19 protein-coding genes are annotated in these 23,903 nt (G+C 63.4%); 5 read left to right on the top strand and 14 right to left on the bottom strand.

The window, feature by feature from the left end; all coding sequences use genetic code 11:
* The first annotated feature begins 144 nt into the window (after positions 1–144).
* Together C7I56_RS08085 and C7I56_RS08080 are read left to right on the top strand one after the other, a co-directional pair.
* Positions 145–1,155 carry a hypothetical protein gene (locus C7I56_RS08085; RefSeq protein ID WP_106640067.1) on the top strand — a complete coding sequence of 337 codons (1,011 nt, stop codon included), beginning with the start codon at positions 145–147 and terminating at the stop codon, positions 1,153–1,155.
* A gap of 312 nt (positions 1,156–1,467) precedes the next feature.
* On the top strand, positions 1,468–2,481 hold the full coding sequence (locus tag C7I56_RS08080; protein WP_158703052.1) for a hypothetical protein: 1,014 nt from the start codon (positions 1,468–1,470) through the stop codon (positions 2,479–2,481).
* A gap of 69 nt (positions 2,482–2,550) precedes the next feature.
* Here C7I56_RS08080 and C7I56_RS08075 read toward each other — a convergent pair whose 3' ends face one another.
* On the bottom strand, positions 2,551–3,666 hold the full coding sequence (locus C7I56_RS08075) for a helix-turn-helix transcriptional regulator (RefSeq protein ID WP_106640065.1): 1,116 nt from the start codon (positions 3,664–3,666) through the stop codon (positions 2,551–2,553).
* A 254-nt stretch (positions 3,667–3,920) separates the two neighbouring features.
* Here C7I56_RS08075 and C7I56_RS08070 point away from each other — a divergent pair, with 254 nt between their 5' ends.
* Positions 3,921–9,770 carry an autotransporter domain-containing protein gene (locus C7I56_RS08070; protein WP_106640064.1) on the top strand — a complete coding sequence of 1,950 codons (5,850 nt, stop codon included), beginning with the start codon at positions 3,921–3,923 and terminating at the stop codon, positions 9,768–9,770.
* A gap of 89 nt (positions 9,771–9,859) precedes the next feature.
* Here the strand turns inward: C7I56_RS08070 and C7I56_RS08065 are convergent, their stop codons facing one another.
* From C7I56_RS08065 to C7I56_RS08010, 12 genes are all read right to left on the bottom strand, one after another.
* Positions 9,860–10,570, bottom strand: a complete 711-nt coding sequence (locus tag C7I56_RS08065) for a type II secretion system protein N (RefSeq protein WP_106640063.1) — start codon at positions 10,568–10,570, stop codon at positions 9,860–9,862.
* A complete protein-coding gene (gene gspM, locus C7I56_RS08060) occupies positions 10,570–11,055 on the bottom strand; it encodes a type II secretion system protein GspM (protein WP_106640062.1) in 486 nt (161 codons plus the stop codon). Before gspM ends, C7I56_RS08065 begins: the two co-directional genes overlap by 1 nt.
* Entirely contained in the window at positions 11,052–12,137 is a 1,086-nt protein-coding gene (gspL, locus tag C7I56_RS08055) for a type II secretion system protein GspL (protein WP_106640061.1), read from the bottom strand. The genes gspM and gspL overlap by 4 nt, the downstream gene beginning before the upstream one ends.
* The gene (gspK, locus tag C7I56_RS08050; RefSeq protein ID WP_106640060.1) at positions 12,134–13,132 is read right to left on the bottom strand and encodes a type II secretion system minor pseudopilin GspK; all 999 of its coding nucleotides are present in this window, start codon (positions 13,130–13,132) and stop codon (positions 12,134–12,136) included. Before gspK ends, gspL begins: the two co-directional genes overlap by 4 nt.
* Positions 13,129–13,797, bottom strand: a complete 669-nt coding sequence (gspJ, locus tag C7I56_RS08045) for a type II secretion system minor pseudopilin GspJ (RefSeq protein WP_280951959.1) — start codon at positions 13,795–13,797, stop codon at positions 13,129–13,131. The genes gspK and gspJ overlap by 4 nt, the downstream gene beginning before the upstream one ends.
* The gene (gspI, locus tag C7I56_RS08040) at positions 13,794–14,129 is read right to left on the bottom strand and encodes a type II secretion system minor pseudopilin GspI (RefSeq protein WP_245409634.1); all 336 of its coding nucleotides are present in this window, start codon (positions 14,127–14,129) and stop codon (positions 13,794–13,796) included. Before gspI ends, gspJ begins: the two co-directional genes overlap by 4 nt.
* A 100-nt stretch (positions 14,130–14,229) precedes the next feature.
* The gene (gene gspH, locus C7I56_RS08035; RefSeq protein ID WP_158703050.1) at positions 14,230–14,685 is read right to left on the bottom strand and encodes a type II secretion system minor pseudopilin GspH; all 456 of its coding nucleotides are present in this window, start codon (positions 14,683–14,685) and stop codon (positions 14,230–14,232) included.
* On the bottom strand, positions 14,657–15,118 hold the full coding sequence (gspG, locus tag C7I56_RS08030) for a type II secretion system major pseudopilin GspG (RefSeq protein WP_425352386.1): 462 nt from the start codon (positions 15,116–15,118) through the stop codon (positions 14,657–14,659). Before gspG ends, gspH begins: the two co-directional genes overlap by 29 nt.
* A gap of 27 nt (positions 15,119–15,145) precedes the next feature.
* The gene (gspF, locus tag C7I56_RS08025; RefSeq protein ID WP_106640055.1) at positions 15,146–16,372 is read right to left on the bottom strand and encodes a type II secretion system inner membrane protein GspF; all 1,227 of its coding nucleotides are present in this window, start codon (positions 16,370–16,372) and stop codon (positions 15,146–15,148) included.
* Complete coding sequence (gene gspE / locus C7I56_RS08020; RefSeq protein ID WP_106640054.1) at positions 16,365–17,903, bottom strand: type II secretion system ATPase GspE; 1,539 nt, start codon at positions 17,901–17,903, stop codon at positions 16,365–16,367. Before gspE ends, gspF begins: the two co-directional genes overlap by 8 nt.
* Positions 17,900–20,044 carry a type II secretion system secretin GspD gene (gene gspD / locus C7I56_RS08015; RefSeq protein WP_106640053.1) on the bottom strand — a complete coding sequence of 715 codons (2,145 nt, stop codon included), beginning with the start codon at positions 20,042–20,044 and terminating at the stop codon, positions 17,900–17,902. The genes gspE and gspD overlap by 4 nt, the downstream gene beginning before the upstream one ends.
* 3 nt (positions 20,045–20,047) lie before the next feature.
* Complete coding sequence (locus C7I56_RS08010) at positions 20,048–20,791, bottom strand: type II secretion system protein N (protein ID WP_106640052.1); 744 nt, start codon at positions 20,789–20,791, stop codon at positions 20,048–20,050.
* A 276-nt stretch (positions 20,792–21,067) separates the two neighbouring features.
* Here C7I56_RS08010 and C7I56_RS08005 point away from each other — a divergent pair, with 276 nt between their 5' ends.
* Both C7I56_RS08005 and trhO read left to right on the top strand, forming a co-directional pair.
* Complete coding sequence (locus C7I56_RS08005; RefSeq protein WP_199792372.1) at positions 21,068–22,555, top strand: MFS transporter; 1,488 nt, start codon at positions 21,068–21,070, stop codon at positions 22,553–22,555.
* The gene (gene trhO, locus C7I56_RS08000) at positions 22,552–23,370 is read left to right on the top strand and encodes an oxygen-dependent tRNA uridine(34) hydroxylase TrhO (RefSeq protein ID WP_106640051.1); all 819 of its coding nucleotides are present in this window, start codon (positions 22,552–22,554) and stop codon (positions 23,368–23,370) included. Before C7I56_RS08005 ends, trhO begins: the two co-directional genes overlap by 4 nt.
* Before the next feature lie 91 nt (positions 23,371–23,461).
* On the opposite strand, the gene C7I56_RS07995 is transcribed toward trhO, so the two are convergent.
* Complete coding sequence (locus C7I56_RS07995; RefSeq protein WP_106640050.1) at positions 23,462–23,893, bottom strand: VOC family protein; 432 nt, start codon at positions 23,891–23,893, stop codon at positions 23,462–23,464.
* Between the last annotated feature and the right edge of the window lie 10 nt (positions 23,894–23,903).

The following is a 23,903-nucleotide window of genomic DNA, read 5'->3' as shown; positions in this document are numbered from 1 at the left end:
CTAACATCGTGCTCGTCGCACAATCGTGCATCCCGCATCTGTGTCCAGATAGGGATGACCGAGAACTCAAGCTCCTAAGTTCTTTGAAACGCAGGAGCCTTTGCAAATAGGCGGCGGTGCCGCCTGAAAGATCGGGGAAAGACTATGATCAAATTCACGCGTTTATTCGGGGCCACATTGCTCGGATCGACCGCCATGCTCCTCGCATGTAGCCCTGCCAGCAGCCAGTCGGGAAGCAAGAGCTTTATCGAGACTAACAAGGCGTCGAACGCAATCGTGGGTGAGTTTCGCCTGCCGAAGGGTGCGGACGTAACCGCCGCTCAAGTCATCCTTTGTCAAGAGCCGGTTGACCAGTGCGAAGGCCGTGAAATCAAGGTGAAGCCGGTTCGCCTGTCGCAGGATCGCACCGCCGCTTATGGCTATGACGATCGTGATGGCGGTTTCGTGGCCAAGGGACTGAACCCAGGCGGCAAATATCAGGTGGTGGTCTGGTACGACGCCGACAACAATGCCGAAGCTGACGTTGGCGATACGTTCGGCACAATGAAAGGCGGCGCGGCTGTTTCCCCTGGTTATGTCGAGCAGATCAAGATGGCGACCAAGGGGTCGTTCCAGAATACTTCGGTCGATGACGACCGCGCGCTGGGCAGTGCTCCGACGATGCTGGTGGGAACCTGGAAAATGCAGGGCAGCGGCGGATCGGAATTGAAGATGACGCCGACCATCAAGATCCAACCGTCGATCTCCGCCGGTGGCGGCTTCGACATGGGCGGCACGATGGGCCCCGGTTCGCCGACCAATACCGTCATCGTCAATGAATATAAGTCGGTGAAGGGCGGCGACCGCGTTCAATCTCTCACGATCAATCCCGACGGATCGTTCAAGTGGATCGTCGATCGCGGCGCGCCGCGCGGATCCTCTTGTGTGGAACAGGTGCATGAGGAGCGTCTGGGCACCGCGCGCGTCAACGGATCCAAGGTTACGCTGGCGATTACCGGCGGCTTTACGACTTTGACCAACCCGTGCGGTGAAACGTTCCGTAACCGGCGTGACGATTTTCCCAAGCGGACGGAGGAATATGACTTCATCCGGAGTGGAAACACTTTGAACTTCAAGGCCTCCGGTGGTGTGAACTGGACGTTCAAGAAGAGCTGACTACGTTGAGTTCGGGAAGGGCGGCATCTCCATCGATGCCGCCCTTCTTTATGAGCAAGCCACGTCTGTGCGCGTAGTAAAACATTGGATGCAGGATCTGATTGAGTAGCGCCAATATGTGCCTGCTGGGGAGAGCTGCTTTGCGATTGCCGTCATCCCGTTCGTCGCGCTAAAATGGTACTTATCGCACATTTATCCACCCGATCACCTTTCCGGATAGCAATGGCTGAGACTTAAGCTCCTAAGCGCTTTGAAACGCGGGAGCCTTTGCAAATAGAGTGGCGGGTGCCGCTCGAGAATCGGGGAAATAATATGATCAAATCTACGCGTTTATTCGGTGCCGCATTGCTCGGATCGACCGCCATGCTCATCGCGTGCAGTCCTGCCAGCAGCCAGGCTGGCGGCAAGAGCTTTATCGACGCCAACAAGGCGTCCAACGCGATCGTTGGCGAATTCCGCGTGCCGGAAGGCTTGGACGTCACCAAGGCGAAAATTATCGCCTGCGAAGAGCCTTTCCAGGAATGTGAAGGCCGCGAAATCAAGGTCAAGGCCGTGCGCCTGTCCGATAGCCCGCAGGCGGGCTGGGGTTATGACGATCGCGACGGCGGTTTCGTCTTCAAGGGCCTCAATCCCGCCAAAAAGTATCAGGTTCTCGCCTGGATGGACGTCAACAACAATGACGACGCGGATGTCGGGGATACTCTGGGCATCATGAATAACGCCGCAGCGGTGCCGACCGGCTACGGCGAGCGGATCAAGATGCTGACCCAGGGCGCGTTTGGCACCACGACCGAGGTCGATGACAAGGGCGCCCGTGGCGGTGCCCCCACCATGCTGGCGGGCACATGGAAGTCGCAGAGCGGCGGCGGTTCGGAGCTCAAGATGACGCCGACCGTCAAGTTCCAGCCCAGCATAGCGACTGGCAACGGTTTGGATATGGGCGGTACGTTCGGCGCTGGTTCTCAGACCAATACCGTAATCGTCAATGAATATAAGTCGGTGAAGGGCAGCGACCGCGCTCAATCGCTGACCATCAATCCGGACGGGTCGTTCAAGTGGATCGTCGATCGCGGCGCCCCGCGCGGCAAGTCTTGTGTGGAACAGGTGCATGAAGAGCGCCTGGGCCAGGCCCGCATCAACGGATCCAAGGTTACATTGTCGATCACCGGCGGTTTTTCGAGCCTTACCAATCCGTGCGGCGAACCGCAGCGCAACCGCCGCAGTCCGTTCCCGAACCGCTCAGAAACCTATAATTTCACGCGGACCGGCAACACCCTGAACCTCAAGGATTCAGGCGGCACCAACTGGACGTTCAAGAAGAGCTGATCCTGCTGGCATCGGAAAGGGCGTGCATCTTATTGATGCCGCCCTTTCTTTTTATCTGCAGCAAACCGCCTAGCGCAGAATCTGGTTGAGGATCGCGACCAGATGGGCCTCGCGATTGACGTCCGATTTGCGGAAAAGACTCTTCATCTGCGTGTTAACGGTGTCGAGCGATGTGCCGCGCCGCATTGCAATCTGCTCGCGGGAAAGTCCGCTGGCGACGGCCAGGGCAACATCGGCTTCGGCCGGCGTCAGGTCCAGCATTTCCATCAAGGTCATCCGCCCCGCCATTTCGCTCGCGCCCGTTGGCTTCGCGACGGCAACCGCGCGGGGTTCGAAACCCAGTGCCCAATCCTGTGGGGGCAGGGGGTGGACTTCGACGATCAGGCTGCTGAGCGGGCCGCAATCGCCGCGCAGGACCACGCGTGTTCCGCCGGGCAGGCCGCTTTCATTTGCGGTAAGGGCGCGGTGGATCGCCGCCTGAAGCCGTCGGTCGTCATCAGCCGTGAGCGCGGATAGCCGCCCGCCCGACACCGTCAACCTCTTGTCCGCGCGAAGGAGCGATGTGGCCGCATTGCTCTGAGCCTGCACGGCCCGCCGCGCGTCGAGAATGAAGGCGGCGGTGTCCATCGCGTCGAACGTACCGGCGATCATCAACGCGCCTTGATGCTTGACGGACTGCTGGAGTTCGACCGCATTCAGTACGAACGGCGCGAGTTCAGCAAAGGCTTGGCGGTCTTCATCGGTGGTCCGCCCATTTTTCTCTGTCCGTAAGGCGGCAAGCCCGACGAGTTGCCCCTTGCCGCGTGCGAGAACCGCCTGACAGCCGTAAAGCATATCGTGGCGATGGGCATAATCGTCGTAGACACGGGAATCGATGCGCGTGCGAACCGCGTCATAATCGGCTTCGTAAGAGATTTCGAAGGGCCCCTTTGAGGCCGCGATGCGGACGTTCAAGTCAGGGTTGCCGCCGCCGATCTCCACGAACTCGCGATGTCCATCCTCCCCCAAATCGGTGATCCAATTGAAAGGAACGCTATTGTCGTCACCGAATATGACGAGTTCGCCACGCGCAGACCGCGTGTGCGACGCGAGCGCCTTCAACGCGCTGTCCCAACCATTATCCTCGAACGGCGCGCGCAGGATCTGCCTGCCGATATCCAGCGCAGTTTGGCTCGAAAGTCTCACCCGCTCCCCCAGGGCTTCAAATCGTCCATCCCCTCAAACTAACCGAAAAATCTTGGAAACACAGATGAATTTGTTCCAACCCGGCGTGTCATTTTCGGACGAAGGCGCGCCTCATACCCTGATCGGGTGATGTTGGCACCCGGAAAGATCGCTAGGCGCTCGGCCTGAGCCCCCAAACCTTTACGGCAGCGGGGTGCCAAATATTTGATCAGTCGTGGAAATCCGGTGGGCGACACCGGCAGTAAGGGGGTTATATGACGAAACTGAATCAGCTTTCGGGCAGCAACAACGTTGGCGCGAACAGCCGCCGCCTGCGAACCCTCCTCGCCGGAACTGCCCTCAGCTGCTCGATTTTCGCGGCACCGGCAGCGGCTCAGGTCATCGACCAGACCTCTGCTGGCGATGTCGAAATCGTAACCCCCAGCGCTACCAGCATCCGCGGCCAATCGACTGGTGGTAACGTCTCGATCACTGCTCCAACTGTCCAGGACAGCGCCACCACTGGGTCGACCGTCTACGCCCAGACCGAAACCGGTAACGCTTCCGTAGACCTTGGCTCGATCACGACAGACGCAAGCGCTATCGAAGTCCGTACAAATGGCGGCGACATCGTGATCGACGTCGATACGGTGAATGCCGGTCAGCGCGGCATTTTTACCCGCACATTGTTCGCTAATCCGGAACAAGGTTTCACAACCGGAAGCACGACCATTCGCGCAGGCTCCGTTACGGCTGCGGCTGGCAACGGCATCGTCGCGCAAGGTTATGCGGTGACACTCGATGCCGATTACGTATCCGGATCGGCGATCCCCACTTATGCGAGCACCGTATATGTAAGCGCGGGCAAGGGTGGTGCCGACGTCGATGTGGGCGAAACCGTCGCCCATGGTTACGGCCAATGGGGCCTCAATGTCTATTCTGACGGCGACGCGCGGGTTGTCAGCGAATCAGTGACGACCGATGGCGAATATGGTCGCGGCCTCTACGTTGTCGTGACCGGAAATGCCGACATTGAGAGCGGCACGGTTTCCACATCTGGCGAGGAGTCGTTCGGCATCTATGTTGAAGGTTATCAAGCCGAACCGGCTTCGATCATCCTGGACAGCGGTACTGTCACGACCACTGGTAATAACAGCACGGCGATTTTCGCGCCGGTCTTCGGGGCAGGCCCGGTTACGATCACCAGCGATGCGATCACCACGTCCGGCACCAATTCCCACGGCATCGTCGTGGCTGCCAATCCCAACCCGACCTATGAATATCGCCCGGTTTCGGAAACCGCCGGAACCGGCGCTCTTTCCATCGTTAGCGGATCGATCAAGGCCAGCGGGCCCAATGGGCGCGGCATTATCATTGATCACCGTGGGCCGATCAGCGTTGAAAGTGAAGCGGTCGAAAGCACCGGCTCGGGTATCTATATCTGGGCAAACGACACGGTTGATATCACCTCCGGAAGTGTCACCACGAACGCGGGCCCCGGCATTGTCGTTTATGGCGGCGCGGGCGACGTCACTGTCGGCAGCGGCACTGTTCTGATCGGCGAGCAGGGCGATGCAGGTATTTACGTCGAAACCTCCAGCGGCGACATCAACATCACCGCTGCGAATACGACGACGACCTCGGTCCCTGTTCTTTACGGTTTCTATGCCGACGCCGTTTCCGGCATCTCCCAAACGGGCAATGTCACCATCATCAGCGGCACCGCGTCGGTTGCAGGCGACTATGCATCGGGCATCGCCGCGCGCGGCGCGACCGTGTCAGTGACGAGCGAGCGCGTTATTTCAAGCGCCGATTTTTCCGGTAACATCTCCGCGACCGCCGTTGGCGAAGGCGGCACGGTAACGGTCGATAGCGGCGCGATCGAAATGACCGGCAATGGCGGCGGCGGCATCGATGCGGTCAGCCAGAAGGGCAAGGCTATCGTTCGCAGCGGAACGATCACCGCGACCAGCAACGAAGCTTACGGAATTCTTGCGCGCGGCCAGGCGGGCGTGGACGTTCTCGCGGACGATATCAATGTCGGACGTGAAGGAATCATCGTTCTCTCGGGCGGTGCCGCGACGGTTACCGCTACCGGCGATATCACCTCCCGCGATCTTTACGGCATCAGTATTCGCGAGGCTGGCATCGCGACCGTCGCGGTTCAGGCAGACAGCACTGTCACCGGTGGCCAGATTGGCATTTTCGCCGGAGGCGGAACGCTGCACCTTACTAACGATGGAGCGATCCGGGGTAACGGAACGCTGGATAGCCTCGACGCGCCGCCGTCGGCCGGTGTGACGCTTGCCATGGGCGACAACCGGATTGTCAATAACGGGACCATTTCCGGCGCGGGCTTCGGCATCTCGACGGCCTATTATTTGAATCCTGAAACCAATGCGCTGGAGCCGCTCGCGACCGGCACGGAAATCACCAACAATGGGACCATCCGTGGTGATGCGAATGACGCGATCCGCCTGATCGGCGGCGGCTCGGTGACCAATAACGGCACGATCGCCGGTGTTGCGGGCGAACTGACCGACGGCATTTCGATGTTCGAGCTCAACGGGCAGGACACGTCGGGCGCGGCGATTGTCGGCACCGTGTCAAACAATGCCGGTGCAACGATATCCGGCTCGCGCCTAGGGGTCATCATTTCGGGCGGCGCGGAAGTAACGAATGCTGGCACGATCACGGGTGGCGTCGCGGCAGCGCTTATCCAGACGCAGACGGCGACGCAGACCGGCAAGACTGCCACTGTCACTAACACGGGCACGATGCGCGGCGGCGATAGCGTCCGCATCTGGGGTAATCTGGACAGCGCGACGGTGGCCAATAGCGGCTTCATCGAAGGAACCGCCGGTTATGGTATCGACCAGGCTTCGGCTGCCGATATGACAATCGAAAATGCCGCTAATGGCCGGATCGTCGGCGCGGGATCAGGCATCGCGCTGCGCTTTGGCTCGACCCAAATTGTCAACGACGGCACAATCCGCGGCGACGGACGCCTAACCCCCGCCGGGCAGGCGCGCGGCGGCGTGATCATCGAATATGGTGAGAATGCGATCGAAAATCGCGGCACTATTTCCGGTGCGGAATACGGGATCGTGACGACCTCAAGCTACGATAGCGCGACGCAGACCACCAGCTGGAACGTTATCAACACCGATATCGTCAACCGTGGTACGATTGCCGGTGAAAATAACGACGCGATCCTGATCTTCGGGAAAGGGTCGGTGGTCAATAGCGGTACGATCCAGGCCTTGGCCGGGTCGGCGTCGGACGGCATTCAGCTCCAATATTACCCTGGCCAGGATAACGGCGAGGAACAGATCGGCGGCATCGTCAATCAGTCGGACGGCACGATCTCAGGCGTTCGCTACGGCATCCTGCTTGCTGGCGGGGGCACGATCGAAAATGCCGGGACGATCACGGGCGGCACCACTGGCGTGGTCCTTTCCAACCAGAACTTTGCCGGAAAGACCGGTTCCCTGCTGAACAGCGGCACGATCAACGGCGGTGTCCTCATCAACCTTGCCGAAGCGACCGCCCAGAACAGCGGGACAATCAACGGCGATTTCGTTTCGCAGGGCGCGATCGAGCTGACCAACAGCGGTACGATAACCGGCGGTGTCACCTTGAGCGCGCTTGACGATGTGATGGTTCTCCAGACCGGCTCGTCGATCACGGGTGCGATTTCGGGCGGGGAGGGGATGGATATCCTTGCGCTCGCCGGGGCAAACGGCGCTCTTACGGCCCAGCAGGCCGTATCGGCCGTCTTCGGCTTCGAGGAACTGCTCGTCTCGTCGGGCTACTGGCTCGCCAACACCGCAGGCGCGGCCAGCCTTTTCGAAAAAGTCACCATCGCGCAAGGCGCGACGCTCGATGTCCGCGAAGTCTCGGTCGGCGGCGGCGCGACGAGCGCGATCGTCACCGAAAATGTCGTCAACAACGGGCTCCTCATCCTCAATTTCAACAGCGACGATCTGGCCGATATCGACTATCTCGCCATTTCCGGCACCGGCGGGGTGACACTGGCGGGTGAGGCGAATTTCGTCGCCGACCAGAATTCGCTCACCTTCACCGGCCTCACCACCATCGCCAACGGATCGCTGACCCTGATGGGCGACGCGCGCCTCACCGGCGATCTCACGACGACCGGCGACGGCACCTTCGTGCTCGGCGAAGGCGGCAGCTTCGAAGGCGACCTCGTCAACAATGGCCGCTTCATCTTCGCCCAGGCCGGCGACTACGACTTCCTCGGCGATTTCTCCGGCACCGGCTCGTTCGTGAAGCGGGGCGACGGCACGCTCACCTTCATGGGCGATTATAGCTATACCGGCACGACCTTGATCGAAGGGGGCACGGTGAGGTTCACCGGCGCGATCGATCCCGAAACCGAAGTCGTTCTGAAAGACGGCGGCACCTTCGACATTTCCGGCACGCCGCAGACCATCGCCGAACTGTCCGGCACGGGCGGATCCATCGTGGTCGACGACAGCGAACTCACCGTCAACCAGAGCGTGAACACGGCGTTCGGCGGCGACATCGCCGGCGACGGTGCGCTCATCAAGTCGGGCAGCGGCCGCCTCAACCTCACCGGCAACAGCACCTATACCGGCCCGACGGTGGTGAACGAAGGCGCGATCGCGGTGAACGGCTCGATCGTTTCGACAGTCCGCGTGAACGAAGGCGGCACCCTGATGGGCAGCGGCACGATCGGCGGCGCGGTTATCACCGGCAACGGCACGCTCGCTCCCGGCAACTCGATCGGCACGCTCAATGTCGCAGGGGACATCAGCTTCGCGGTCGGCTCGATCTTCGAAGTCGAAGTCAACGCCGATGGCCGGAGCGACCAGATTCTGGCAACCGGCCAGGCGCTCATCGACGGCGGGATCGTTTCGGTCATCGCCGAAGCGGGCACCTTCCGTCCCTTCACCGAATATCTGATCATCCGCGCCGATGGCGGCGTGGACGGCGAATTCGATGAGGTACGATCGGACTCCGCCTTCCTCACCCCGACGCTTACCTACAGCGCCAATGAAGTGCGCTTGGAGCTGCGCCGCAACAACATCAATTTCGAAGACGTGGCGCAAACAACGAACCAGGAAAATGTCGCCGCCGCGATCGAAGGCCTCGGCATTACCAACGATCTTTACGCAGACATTTCCCTGCTGACCGAAGCCAGCGCCCGCCAGGCTTTCGATGCTCTGTCGGGTGAAGCTTATGCGAGCCTCGGGTCGAACCTGATCGTCGATGGCCACCAGGTGGTCGACGCCGTGCTCGACGCGGGCCGCGACATGGGCGGCACCGGCGTTTGGGCGCGTGCGCTTGGCGATTGGGGCAGCTTCGATAGCGCGAATGGTGTCGCGGGCGTCGATGGCGATCAGCAAGGCGTAATCGGCGGTGTCAATTTCGGTGCAGGCGGCTTCACCGTCGGTGCCGCAATCGGCGCCACCCGGTCCGATTATCGCTACGGCAGCCGCAGCAGCAATGCGGAGGTCGACACGAAGATGGCCGCCCTCCACGCCGGTTACGGCGCGGGCCCGGTCACCGCCCGGATCGGCGGCAGCTATTCCTGGCACGATATCGAAGCCAGCCGCACCATCGCCTTCCCGGGATTCTCCGAAACCGCCTCGTCCACCTATGATGCAAAGACGACGCAGCTCTTCGGCGAAGTCGGCTATGCAATGCCGATGGGCGCGATGACGTTCGAACCTTTCGCCCGCGTCGAACATGTGCGGATGAAGACGGACGGCTTCACCGAAACTGGCGACAGCGCCGCGCTTTTGGTGGAAGAGGACGTCCGCAAGGTGAACTTCGCCTCGCTCGGCCTCCGCGCAACCGGTTCGATTCCGGCCTCGGCAACGATGACCGTCGAACCGAGCATGTCCGCCGCCTGGCGCCATGGCTGGGGCGACCTTGCGGGTCGCTCGACCGCCGCGTTCGAGGATAGCGACAGCTTCGGCATCACCGGCGCACGCCTGCCGAAGAACGCGCTCGACCTCGATGTCGGCGTCGCCCTCCGCGCGGGCAATGTCCGCGTCGGCGTCTCCTATCGCGGGATGCTGTCCAATCAGTGGAATAGCGACGGCGGCCAAGTCTCGCTCGGCGTCGCTTTCTAAACGGACAAGAGCTGGAAACAGAAAAGGGCGGGGGCCTCGACTCCCGCCCTTTTTGCTGGGTTCTGTCCGCTAAAAAGAAGCGGTCTAGGTTAGAACTTTCCCCGCCGCTCCAGCACGTAGCCACCCGCACCGGCGGTAAATCCCGCAGCGGTCAGCACCGGCGCCATTTCCGGCCCACCGCCAGCAGTCTGAAGTCGCGCTTCATATCGCCCGTCGGCATGAAGCCGGATATCCACTCGCTCGCTCGACCCCGCCGCCAGCGGCAGCAGCAATGCCCCGCCATCGCAGCGCACATCTCCCGAAGGTGAGGGGAGGGCGGGCAACCCCGGCATCGCCGCGAGCGTCGCGCTCACCCGGCCTCCGGCCTTGTCGCACGCTCCGTTCGTAAAGCGCACCGAAACATCGCTCAGCGTCAGCGCCATCAACGGCAAAGGGGCGAACAAGGCTGCGGTGTCGATCCGCGCATTCATGTCGTCGATCCCGCTGCTCGTGCGGGTGACGCTGATACCCCCTTTGACCTGCTCCGGGTTCGCCGGGCTTTCGACGTCCATCCGTGCGCGCAGTGTCAGGAGCGGCAGGATCTGCAGCCGCGCGTCAAGGTCGCCGAGTGGAAGCCCGGTAAATTGCGCTTCGCGGATCGTGCCGCTCCACAGGCTCCCTTCAACCTCCCGCGCAGCAAGGCCTTGTTCGTCGAGGTCGAGCCACGAAACCACGATCCGTAGCGGCAGGAAAGCAGCCAAGGCCGCGATCGTCGCGCAGCCGAAGAAAAGCGAGCGGCCCAGCGGCAGGCGAAAGCGCATCAGCCGCCCTTCCGCGCGAAGGTGGCCTGGACGCTCAATGTCTGGTCCGTATTGGTCGTCGCCGACAGACGCTGCACGGCAACGCCGCGCCGCGCTTCCAATTCGGCGATCCAGGCGAAAAAGGCCTGCGGGCGCACTGCGGCGATGCTGAGCGTTGCGCTGCCGTCCGCGCCGCTGTCGAGCCGGGCGATGGTGAAACCCGCATCGGTCGCCGCGCCGCTTACCACCGCCGCAACCGGGCCAGACGACACGGGCGCTGCCGTCGAATTTAGGCTGCGGATCACCGCCGCCCGCGCCCGCGTTTCAGCAAGTTGGGTGATCGCAACCTCATACCGCCGCAACACATCCGTACGCGCATCGGCAAGCGGACGCACGATCAGCAGCCAGCCCAATGTCAGGCCAAGCGCGAGGGCTAGGCCAAGCAGCATCCTTTGCTCGCGCAACGTTCGGCTCGTCCACCAATCGCGGATCGCGTTTTTCATCATCGCGCCCTCATCGTGATTTCGGTGATCGACCGGCCGCCTTCCATCCGCATCGGCCCGGCTTCCGCGCGCGACAAGGAATTGAGCCGCTGCTGTACGGCGGCAATGCTCCCCGCCGCGTCAGCGTTCACCGTCGCGCGAAGCCCGCCGCGTTCGTAAGCGATTGCCGTCACCTGCACATTGGGCACAGCGCGGATTGCGTCGAATAGGTGCGCGGCGAGTGGCGAGAAGGCACCGCCCCCGCCCAGCGCAGCAAGCCGCGCGTCCAGCGTCGCCGGGCTCGCCCCCGGCGCAACCGTCTGCGCCAATGCCCGCGCTTCCTGCTCGGCGCGGTCGGTGGCAAGGCTTGTCTTGATGATCGCCGCAATCTGGATGGCGCCGGTGACGAGCAGGATGGCGGCGGCCAGCATCGCAATCCGCCGCGCGCGTTTCCAGTCGATCTTCCACCGCCGTCTCTTGGCGAATGGCCCCTGGCGTAAATTGACGGGCAGGGCGGCAAGCGCTGCTGGAAGCCCGGCCTCGAGCGCCGCTTCGTCCATGGGCGTCATGGCCACGCCGCCGGTGACAAGCGCCGCCAGCTCAGGCTCGACGCTATAGGCTTCGGATCGCCCGCGGATCAGCGGCAGCTTGAGGCCGTCATAACGCAGCAACCCCGCGTCCGGCGCGGTCAGCAGGAGCGGGGCGGGCACGATCAGATCGGGGTCATAGCCCGCATCCGCCAGCCTGCCGATCACCTGCGCGACGAGCAGATTGGACGTAAGCGCGACGCAGCGCACGCCATCCTGCTCCGGCCCAACCGCGACATGAAGTTCGTCCACGGATTGCGCGCCAAGTTCGGCCGCGATCATCCGCGCCGCCGCCTGCGCCTGCGGCTCGGACAGGCCGAGCGGCAGTTCGGCCCAATGCAGCGACACGGCATCGCCGGGCAGCACGGCCGCGACGATGCTCTTCTCGCCCTGCGCGTCAGACAGCGGCGGCAGACCTTCCAGCCCTTCGCCGCGTGCGACGACAGCATCGTTCGCAATCCGGAGCCAGCGCTCCGGCCCATCGTCACCCATGAAAAAAAGCAGGATGCCCGCGCTCACTCGTCAGTCCCCCATTGCCGCGCGATCACTCGCGCCGGCGCTTCGCGTGCATCCACCAGGGCCGTTCCGGCCAGCTCCGCTCCCGCCAGCGTCACGTCGAGGCTGAGCTTGAACCAGCCGGTCTTTAGCTGAGGCTGGCTCTGTACGTCCATGGGGAGCGTGATGCCCGCAAGCGCGCCGCCCGTCCAGAAATCGGCGAGGTTCGACCAGCCGCCCGCAGGCCGCTCGGCAATCACCCGGCGGGCGACGTCCAACGGGATCATGCGCGGCTCGAGCATCGAGATGAGGGGCGCCTGCTCCGGCGTCAGCGTATTGACGTTGATCGGCGATAATTCGTGGTCGGGCAGGGCGCACAGATAGGGGCGGACGCGCGCGTAGATGTCCGTCGTCATGCCCTGCACCGCGCGGATCTCGCTCGCATCGGCGAAGGGTGCATTGGCGGGAAGATAGGGTGTGCCGCCACCGCGATAGGCGCTGTCCTCGCCGCCCTGCGGATTGGCCGCGCCGTCGCCGTCAACCCAGTCGGCCGCCGATTCCGCGATGCGCACCGCTTGGCCCTGCGGCACTTCAAGAACCTGCATCAGCCCGGCAAATTGCACGATGGCGGTTGGGTTCGACACCGTGCCCGGTGCACCTTCAGGCGCCGTGGCGAGACTATTCAGATTGAAGCAATTGCCGCCGTCCGTGGCTCGTGCCAGCGCTATGCCGCCTCCGGGCAAAGGGATTTGCCGTTGCTGATCCTGCCAGCCGCTTTGCAGGCTCGTCCGCTCGGACTCCGCAGCGAGCAGGTCGTTCATGGCAAGCAGCATCAGCCGCTCGACGCCAAAAGCATAGGCACGCGCCTGATCGAGCGCGGCGGTGTTGACCGCAATGCTCGTCGCGAGCCGCATCCGTTCCAGCGCCACCGCCGCCAGCGCGCCCATCACCGCGACGAGCAGCAAGACGGTCAACAACGCCGCGCCGCGCTCACCTTTGGGAGGAACGAACCGCTTCATGCGCCGCCCACCAGGAAAAGTTGGCGCAGCCTGCCGTCGCGTTCCGTATCCACTTCCAGCTCCACAGCGCGGGGCAGATCGGTGGCGCGCTCGGCAAGCCAGCGGTCGAGCCACGCGCCATTTGCGTCACGAAAACGCACACGAACCGCGCGCACATTCTGCACCAGCGCCACCGGATCGAGCGGGAAGGCGCCGTCAACATGCGGATAGGCAACGCGCTCAAGCGTCGTTCCGGACAGGCGGTAATCGACTTTTTGAAGCGTGCCGCGCGGCGCGTCTCCGGGATTGTCCCATCCCGCCCGCACGAAGGTGAAGAGAAGCCCGCTGCCATTGCCCCCTTCGAAGGCGGCACGGGGGCGCCCCTCTTCATCGCGGGCAATACGCGGCACGACCTGCGCTAAATCGCCGGTCAGCAGCGCCCCCATACGCCGAAGCCCGCTCAATTCCTCCATCCGTTCCGCCGCCCGGTCCTGCGTATTCACGCTGAACGACAAAAGCGCGACCCCCGCCGCCGACAGCATCCCGAAGATAAGCAAGGCGACAAGCAGCTCCACGATTGTGAAGCCCGCTTCCCGCGCGTTGTGCTCCTGCGAAAGCGGGAGCCCAGGCTTTTGCGCCGTTGGGTTCCTGCTTTTGCAGGAACACCGGGATTGGGCACCCCTCACGCCGGAACATCCGCATCGCGGAAGATGGTCATCCGCGCCGCTTCCGGCCCGGTGGGGCTGCGCACTTCGATCTCGATCTGCTGGATCCGCGCCTCGGGCGAACGGCCGGTCACGCGCGTCCACAGCCAGCGGCGATTGCCGTTCACCACTTCGCCACTCTCTGTCCCGAAGGCGGGCGGCACCGGATCGGTCATCGTCTCGACCGCGATATTGCGCGCCACCATCTGCGCGATGGTCTGATCCCCAAGCCGCGCGGTCGTCGCCACCGTCGCGCCCTCGAGGCGCAGCAGCGCCAGCGCCGCAAGGCTGAAGATCGCCAGCGCGACCAGCATTTCGACGAGGGTAAAGCCTGCCTCTCTTGTGTTCCTGCGAAAGCAGGAACCCAGTCGTTCGGGTTGTGCGGCTAGGCTCCTACTTTCGCAGGAGTACATCTCACGCCCCGACACGGATCGCACCCCCGGCGTCGACGGCCACCGTCGCCTGATCTTCATCCCGGCGCAGGATCAGCCTCGCGGGCTCGGTCAGCCCCGTGGAATCGAGCAAAAGATAGGCAGGGCCATCCGGCGCCGTGCCCACCGTCCATTCATAATGTGTGTAAGGCTCGGCCATCGCCCGCCATTCGCCGCGCGCGCGCTGCTCGAAGCGATAGCCCTCCGCGTCGATCCGCACGATCACCGCGCGCCCGTCGATAATCGCCTTGTCCTGCGCCGCCTTGGCGCGCGCGGCGAAGCGCTGCGCCTCGCTCACCACCGACCCCCGGCTATCGGGCAAGGCGACGACCACGGCGGCGGAAAGCAGGCCCATGATGACGAGCACGACGAGTAGCTCGATCAGCGTAAAACCGCCCTCCGCGCCGCGATCAGTTCGCCCAGGTGCCGATATCGGCATCGTCTCCCTCACCGCCTTCGGCATTGTCGGCGCCCAGGCTATAGATGTCGAACGGCGCCCCGTTCCGGCCCGGCGCCGTGTAGCGATAGGCATTGCCCCACGGGTCGTCGGGCAGCCGCTTCACGAACCCTTCCGCGACCAGCGCCTGCAACCCCTGTTCCCCGGTCGGATAGTTGAGGCGGCTCAGCCGATACATCTCTGCCGCCTGCTCCAGCAGCGCAATATCCGCCTCGGCCTTCTTCACCCGCGCCGTATCCTGCGCGGGCATCACATTGATAACGACCACGGTGGCAAGCAGCCCGATAATGACGATCACCACCATCAGTTCGACGAGGGTAAAGCCGTCCTCGCTCTTACGCTTCCCATCAACGTCATTCCGGCGAAAGCCGGAATCTCGTCGAGATTTACACGGAATCTTCCGCCCCGCGCCCAAGCGACGAACTTTAAAAAAAGAGAACATCTAAAAACCACCTCCGGCGAGGGTATTGAGTTGCAGGATCGGAAGCAGGATCGACAGCACGATGGTGGCGACGATCCCGCCCATGAAGACGATGATAGCAGGTTCCAGCAGCGACAGGGCCGTCGCGGTAAATCCGTCGAACTCGCGTTCGAGATAATCGGCCGCGCGCTCCAGCATCACGTCCAGTTTCCCCGAAGCCTCCCCGCTCGCGGCGAGATAGACGAGCAAAGACGGAAACACGCCCGCCCGCTTCAACGCCGCCGACAGGCTGCCGCCGGTGCGGATCGCCTCGGTAATCTGCGCCGACGCCGCCCGCAGCGCGCGATTGTGCACCGTCTGCGTGGTAAGCTTCAGCCCCTCGAGCAAGGGCAGGCGACTTCCCACCATGGTCGACAGCGTCCGCGCCATCCGCGCGGCGTGAAGGTCGCGGATCAGCCGCCCGAACAGTGGCAGACGGAGCAGCCGCGTATCGACGCCAAGCCGCAGCCCCTCGCTCCGCATTGCCCGCGCGCCAATCACGCCCGCCGCCACGACCCCGGCAATCAGCGCCCACCAATAGCTCGAAAGGAAATCGGAGAGCGCGATGACGATCCGCGTCAGCAGCGGCAATTGCTGCCCCACCGTGTCGAATTGTTCGACCACCTTAGGCACGACGAAGATCATCAGCGCGAACACCACGAAGGTCGCGACGACCGCAAGAATCACTGGATAGGCCAGCGCGCTCAGCACCTTCGACCGCACCTGCGCCTGCCGCTCGAGCAAATCCGCCAGCCGCTCCAAAATCTGCGGCAAGGTGCCCGAACTTTCACCGGCCGAAATCATCGCGCGATAGAGGCCCGGAAAGCTTCCCGCCTCGCGCGCCATCGCGTCGGACAGCCGCCGCCCTTCCGTCACCGCGCCATGCACGTTGAGCAATACCGCGCGCACATGCTCCTGCTCCGATTGCCGCGCGATCGTGCGCAGCGCTTCTTCGAGCGGGCTCACCTGCGTTAAAGTCGCCAGCTGCCGCGTGAACAAGGTCAGCTGTTTCGCCGACAATTTCTTCCGCCGGAACAGTCCATGCGACAGCAAGGATGGCGCCGCACCCTGCGCCGAGGCCTCGATCTTCGTGACGAACAATCGCCGCCCGGCGAGCAAAATCTGCGCCGCTTCCTGCGTCTCCGCGCGCACCGCGCCACGCCGCTCGCGGCCTGCGGGATCGAGCGCGACATAGGCGAAATCAGGCATCGTCCGCCTCGCGCCGCGACACGCGCACCGCTTCCTCCGCCGTCGTTACGCCTTCGCGCACCAGCGCCCGCGCCGCCGCACCAAGGTTCGGCGCATTGCGGAAGGCGTGACTGGCGATCACCGCTTCATCGCCGCCGCTGTTGATCAGGCGCCGGATCGTCTCGTCGATCCGCACCGCCTCGAACACGCCGATCCGGCCCTTATAGCCGGTGTGGTTGCACTCGCCGCAGCCCGTGGCCTTGTAGATGATCGTGCCCGCGTCGAAGCCGAGCAAAGCTCCCGCCGACCCCTCCGCCTGCACCGGCTCCCGGCACGCCGGGCACAGCCGCCGCACCAGCCGCTGCGCGATCACCGCGCGCAAAGTCGAAGCGAGCAGGAACGGCTCCACCTTCATGTCGCGAAGCCGCGTAATCGCCCCGATCGCGTCATTCGTATGCACGGTCGAGAGAACCAAATGGCCGGTCAAGGACGCCTGCACCGCAATATCCGCCGTCTCGCGATCGCGGATTTCGCCGACCATCACCACGTCCGGGTCCTGGCGCAGGATCGCGCGCAGCCCGGTCGCGAACGTCAGCCCCACCTTGGAATTAACCTGCGTCTGTCCGACGCCTTCCACCGCATATTCGACCGGATCTTCGACGGTCAGCAGGTTACGCGTCCCGTCGTTCAGTAGCCGCAAACCCGCATAGAGCGTCGTCGTCTTGCCCGATCCCGTCGGCCCGGTGACCAGCACGATGCCATTGGGCTCCGACATCGCCTCGCGGAACAGCGCATTGATATGCTCGGGCATGCCCAGAACATCGAGGTCGATGCCCGCATTGTCCTTGTCCAGGATACGCAGCACCACCCGCTCGCCCGCGCGGCTCGGGAGCGTCGACACGCGCACATCGAGCAATTTGCCGCCGAGCTTTAAGGAAATCCGCCCATCCTGCGGTATCCGCCGCTCGGCAATGTCGAGCCGCGCCATCACCTTGATGCGGCTCACCACCACCGGCGCCACGTGCGGCGGCATGCGCAGGGTTTCGCGCAGCACGCCATCCACCCGCATCCGCACGAACAGCCCTGTCTCATAGGGCTCGATATGGATATCCGACACGCCCTGCCGCGCCGCGTCGGCAATGATGCCGTTGATCAGGCGGATTGCAGGCGCATCGTCCGCGCTGTCCAGCAGGTCGTCCGCCGTCGGCAAATCGGTGGCGAGTATGGCCAGATCGTCGCCAAGTCCCAGCGACCCCGCCGCGTCCGCCGCCGCCTGCCCGTCCATCGCATAACGCTCGGACAGGATATCGTCGAACTCGGGCGCTGGCGTGAACTGCACATCGAACGGCCGCGCGAGATAGCGGCGCAATTCGATCAGGGCGCGCGGATCGGAACCCTCCCGCATCGCGATGGCCAGATGCCCGTCCTCTTCCCGAAGCAAGGCAACGCCGAAACGCCGGGCGAAGGCATAAGGGATCGTCACCGGCAGCGGCAGGTCCGCCACCGGCAGCGCGTCGTCCGCTATTGCCTCTTCACCCCGGCCGATCTTCATTGCCCCGGTTCGCTCACCGGCACCGGAACGGCCTCGATCACCGTCTGCGTCTGTGGCAGGGCAGGGGCGGGCTGCGGCGCGGCCACCGCGCCCGGCGGCACGGCGCCCATATAATCGCGCACCAGTTCATCGATCGTCGGCTCGCTTTCCGGATCCTGCTGATATTGCATGTTCCGGATATAATCGTAGCGGCGGCCGCTCATCGCCCGAGCATCTTCGGTGGTCTTCAGGATCGTCGGGCGGATGAAGACCATCAAATTGGTTTTCGCCCGCGCCTTGCCCTTCGATTTGAACAGATTGCCGAGCACCGGAAGGTCGCCAAGGAACGGGATCTTCTCGATCGTCCGCCGCTCATTGTCGTCCAGCAGGCCGCCAATGCCGACAATCTCGCCGTCATCCACGGTGATGGTCGTCTCAAGCTCGCGCTTGTTGAGGATGAGGTCTGAAAAATCGCGCGACACCGGCCCGGCGATCGAGCTCACTTCCTGCCGCAGGTCGAGCTTGATCGTGCCGCCTGCATTGATCTGCGGCTTCACTTCCAGGCTGATGCCGACATTCTGCCGCTGAACAGTCCGGAACGCATTGTCGAAATTGTCGGACAGCGCCTCGCCGGTGGTAATCGGAATTTCCTGGCCGACCAGCAGGCGAGCTTCCTGATTGTCCAATGTCATGATCGACGGCGTCGACAGCACGTTCGATTTGTTGTCCGAATTCACCGCGTTGATGATCGCGCCGAAAATCGCATTGCCCGCGCGGAAGCCCATGCCGCCGAGCCCGCCCGGCGAATTCAGGATTTCGCCAACCGCCGCCTGCTGAAGCGCATCGGCAACCGCCGAATTCTGCTGTGTCGTGACAACTTGGCCGTTCACCGTCGTCGTCGTCTTGCGCAGCTTTTCGGCGGCGATTGCGCCCGCGACGGTCAGGATGTTGGGCGACGCGTTCGAATAATTGGTGACGGCAAAGGGAATGTTGCTCCCCTTAAGGCCGGCGAGCAGCAATTGCACGCCAAGCTGCTTGGCCGCATTGTCCGAAATCTCGACGATGATCGCCTCGACCAGCACCTGCTGGCGCCGCGTATCGAGCTGCCGGATCACTTCGCCCAATTGCCGCTGAATGTCGGGCGACGCTGCGATGACGATGGCGTTCGCGCCTTCAAAGCGGGTGACCACCGCGCTCTTCTGCCCGAACACGCTTTCGCCGGTCGCAGGCGCCGCTACCGCGCTGGAGGTGGCGGCTGGCTGCACCGTGCCCGCATTGGTTGTCGCGGATTGGCTGCTCGTGCCCCCGCTCCGCGTCGTGCGGTTGGTGCGCGTCGACGGCGGCGTCACTTGCTGGCCCAGAAGCTGCTGGAGAACGGGCAAAAGCTGCTCGGCATCGGCATGTTCCAGGAACACCACGCGCACTTCCGCCCCGCTCGCCGCGCGAACGTCGAGATCGCGGGCCAGCTCGGCAAAGCGCGCCACTTCCGGTGCCTCACCGCGCAGGGCGAGGGAATTGGAACTGTCGATGGCGACGATCGAAATCGCGGGCCCGCGCTCGCCCCCGGCCAGCTGCGCGAGGGATTCGGCAATCTCCCGCGCCCCGGCATTGTTCAGCGTAACGAGCGTGGTGGTCGCCGTGCTGCGGTCGATCTGCGCGATAAGTTGACGGATGCGGTTCACATTGTCGCCAAAGTCGGCGACCACCAATGTGTTGCGGTTGGCGGTGATCGATCCTTCGCGGCTCACCAGCGGGCGCAAGGTCTCGACGGCGGAAGCCGCGTCGATATTCCGCAGCCGGAAAATCTCGGTGACGAAGCGGTTGGGGCTGACGGTGCTGCCGCCAACGCGCCCGCCCGATGACGCCGCCGTTGCGGACGGTTGGATGCGGAAGCCGCCTCCCGAAATCGGCACGGCAACCAGGCCGTTGGCGCGGAGCGTCGAGAGGACCAGTTCGAAATATTCCGAACGCGACAGCGGCCGCTCGCTCACCACCGAAACCTTACCCTGCACGGCGGGATCGACGACGAAGGTGCGCCCCGTGACGCGCGCCGCATCCTCAACGAAGGCGCGCACGTCCGCTTCGCGGAAATTCAGGACATATTGCGACCAGGCCGGAACCGGCGCCGTCGCGATCAAAAGGCCGATGATGAAACGCTTCATGTGTTACTTTCCGGGCGGCACGGCCGCATTTGATACTGGCCTCAAGGGCCCTACGGCGCGCGTGGTGCGCGGCGGGACGGCATTTGGGGGCGCCATGGTGATGACGGGCACCTGCGAGGATGGGCGCACCGGCACGGGCGGAGGCGGAGAGGGCGGGATTGAAGATACCGACGTTGTGGGGCCGACCACGCCCTGAACAGGCGCCGAAGCCGGGGCAGGGGATGATTGGTCGAGGAACAATTGCTCGTCGCTGCCCGACCGGCTGATCGTCACGCTGTCGAATGCGACGCTCTTCAGCACCACGCCCGGCATGATTTCATCGCCCACCGCGAAACTTCTTTGTTGCCCATCGGGCGTGCTGATGATCGCCGATCCCCGGCCCGACGCCTGATCCTCGCGCACGCCGAACAATTTGATCGCGAGCGCGGTCACCTGCATCGGTCCGCCGCCGCCGTCGAGGCGGAAGAAGGGGTCGAACACGGCAAAGGCCTGCGGATCGATCGCGCGTGGCGGCTGAATACCCGTCGCGCGCCATTCCCCCAACGGCCCCACCGGGGTTGCGAGGGTCCAGAACAGCCGCGCGCACTGGATGGCAAGCAGGGCGAGGAACAGGATTTCAAGGCCGGTATAGACAGTGGTGCGCGGCAAGGATCGCAGGATGCGCAGCGCGGCCGGGCGGAGCGTCACGCGCCGCGCATCGCCCTCACTTTGTTGGCCATCGCCGTCCTGAACCGCGTCCCCGCTCATCGTCTCGTCACGGCCTAGGATGCAAAGATAAGCATTTGGTGACAGTCATAAGACTGTTTTGTGACAGCGATTCGAAGCGATCCCATCTTTTCTCCCCCTCGTGTCTCGCTCTACAAGACCGACTCCCCCGTTGAGCCGAGCGGTTTCGATAGCAAAGCCGCCGCCTGTAGGACATGGGAATCTGCTGGACTTGGGCGCCAGCCTTGGCCAATTTCCAAACTGAATTCGCCGCTTGCACATGTCAGCGGCTTTGAAGGGTGGGGATTTGCCGTGACGATGATGCCGAAGAAAAAGCCGACGCTCGGCTTCTGGGGCCTGTGGAACATCTCCTTCGGCTTCTTCGGAATCCAGATCGCCTTCGCGTTGCAGAACGCGAACGTCAGCCGCATCTTCCAGACGCTCGGCGCCTCGATTGACGAGCTTCCCATTCTCTGGATTGCGGGTCCGGTCACCGGCCTCCTCGTCCAGCCGATCATCGGCTATTTCAGCGACCGCACCTGGGGCCCCTTAGGCCGCCGCCGTCCCTATTTCCTCGCCGGGGCCTTGCTCTGCTCGATCGCCCTCATCTTCATGCCGCACAGCTCGGAATTGTGGATGGCGGCAAGCCTGTTCTGGATGCTCGACGCCTCCTTGAACATCGCGATGGAGCCGTTCCGCGCCTTCGTCGGCGACATGCTCGATGAAAAACAGCGCACCGCAGGCTACGCTTTTCAGACCGTCTTCATCGGCGCGGGGGCGGTCGCGGCCTCGCTCGCCCCCACCATTCTCAACAATGTGTTCGAAGTGTCGAACACCGCCGCGCCCGGCGTCGTGCCCGATTCCGTCAAATATTCCTTCTACTTAGGTGCGGCGATGGCGCTCGGCGCAGTCCTCTGGACCATCTTCTCGACAAAGGAATATTCGCCCGACGAAATGGCCGCTTTCGAGCATACAGCCAACCCTACAGTAACTCACGCCTCGATCATCCCCTCGATCGGCGGCGCACTGCCCTGGATCGTCGCGGGCGCCGCCATTGTTCTGGTCGTCGCTGAATTCGGCCTCGACAACCCGCTCTACATCCTCGGCTTCGGCCTTGCCGCCTTCGGGATCCTGCAGATCGTCAACAATCTCCGCCGCCGCTCCGGCGGGTCGGGCGGCGCCTTGGGCCAGATATTGAGCGACCTTTGGGCGATGCCGCAGACCATGCGTCGCCTCGCGGTGATCCAGTTCCTGTCCTGGTTCGCCCTCTTCATCCTCTGGGTCTACGCCACCCCGATCGTCACCCAGTACCAATTCGGCTCCACCGAAACGACCTCCGCCGCCTATAATGAAGGCGCGGATTATGTCGGCGTGCTCTTCGCCGTCTATAACGGCATCGCCGCCCTCTATGCCTTCCTGATCCCGAAGCTCGCCGCCCGGATCGGCACCGCCCGCCTCCACGCCGTAAACCTCGTTGCGGGCGGCCTCGGCCTCGCCTCCTTCGCGGTGATCGCCGACCCGAACATGCTGATGCTCTCCATGGCCGGCATCGGCATGGCCTGGGCCTCGATCCTCAGCCTGCCTTATTCCATCCTCTGCGGCGCGTTGCCGCAGAACAAGCTCGGCATCTATATGGGCCTCTTCAACATCTTCATCGTCCTGCCGCAGCTTGTGGTCGCGACGGTGATGGGCGCCCTCGTCCGCAACCTTTATCCGCAAGCCCCGGTCATCTCCTTCTTGATCGGCGGCGGCTTCATGGTCGCGGCGGCGCTCGCATCCCTAAGGCTCAGCCGAACCACGAAATGATCCGCGTCACCGCCCTCTACAAATTCACTCCCTTTGAAGACCCCGCCGCGATCAAGGCGCGGCTCGATGACGCCTGCGCCGCAGCCGGGATCAAGGGCACCCTCCTCGTCGCCCGTGAGGGCATTAACGGCACCATCGCTGGAACCCACGAAGGCATCGAAGCGGCGCTCGCCGCGATCCGCGCGCTCCCCGGCTGCGCGGACTTAAGCTTCAAGGACAGTCACGCGCAAACCATGCCCTTCGGCCGCATGAAGGTGCGGCTGAAGAAGGAAATCGTGACGATGGGCGAGCCGGACGTCGATCCGCTGCAGGGCACCGGCCACTATGTCGCGCCGCAGGATTGGAACGCCCTCATCTCCGATCCAGGCACAATTCTCATCGACACGCGCAACGATTATGAAGTCGGCATCGGTACCTTCAAGGGCGCGGTCGATCCCAAGACGGAGAGCTTCCGCGACTTCCCCGCCTGGTTCCGCGCCCATCGCGACGAAATCGCCAAGGCCCCCAAGGTCGCCATGTTCTGCACCGGCGGCATACGCTGTGAAAAATCCACCGCCTTCCTGAAGTCGGAAGGGATTGATGAGGTCTACCACCTCGACGGCGGCATCCTCAAATATCTGGAAACCGTTCCCGCCGACCAAAGCCTGTGGGAAGGCGAATGTTTCGTCTTCGACGAGCGCGTCTCGGTGGGCCACGGGCTGGAACTCGGCACCCACGTCCTCTGCAAGCCCTGCGGCCGCCCGGTCAACGCGGAGGAGCAGAAGTCACCGCTCTATGTCGAAGGCATTAGCTGTCCTGCCTGCCACAGCAGCTAGTTCGTCATTGCGAGGAGCGCAGCGACGAAGCAATCCATCTTGCGGCTAGGTCCGGCGCCGCTGGATTGCTTCGCTCGCAATGACGAGCGGACTAAAAATCGACAGTAACACTCGGCGCGGAACGGTTCGCCTCGCCATGATAGACCGCCTCGATATTATTCCCGTCCGGGTCGAGCACGAAGGCGCCATAATAGCCGGGATGGTAGATGGGCCGCTCACCCGGCGCGCCATTATCCGTCCCGCCATTGTCCAGCGCCGCCGTGTAAAAAGCATCGACCATCGCCTTGTCGGCCGCCTGGAAGGCGAGGTGATGGCGCCCGGTCAGCTTGCCCTGCGCAGCCTCGCTGTTCGCGGTCGAAATGAAGAGCTCATCCGCCCAAAAATAATCGTCCGCCGTTCCGCCGATCGGGATGTCGAGCACATTGAAAACCGCTTCGTAAAAGCGGCGGCTAGCCGGGAGATCCTTCACGACCAGCTGGATATGATCGATGAGCCGCCCGCGATGCAATTGTTGCGCTTCCATTGATAATCTC

Source organism: Allosphingosinicella vermicomposti (assembly GCF_003012815.1).
In the GTDB taxonomy this organism is placed as follows: Bacteria; Pseudomonadota; Alphaproteobacteria; order Sphingomonadales; family Sphingomonadaceae; genus Allosphingosinicella; species Allosphingosinicella vermicomposti.
This window is presented reverse-complemented; position numbering and strand designations above follow the sequence as displayed.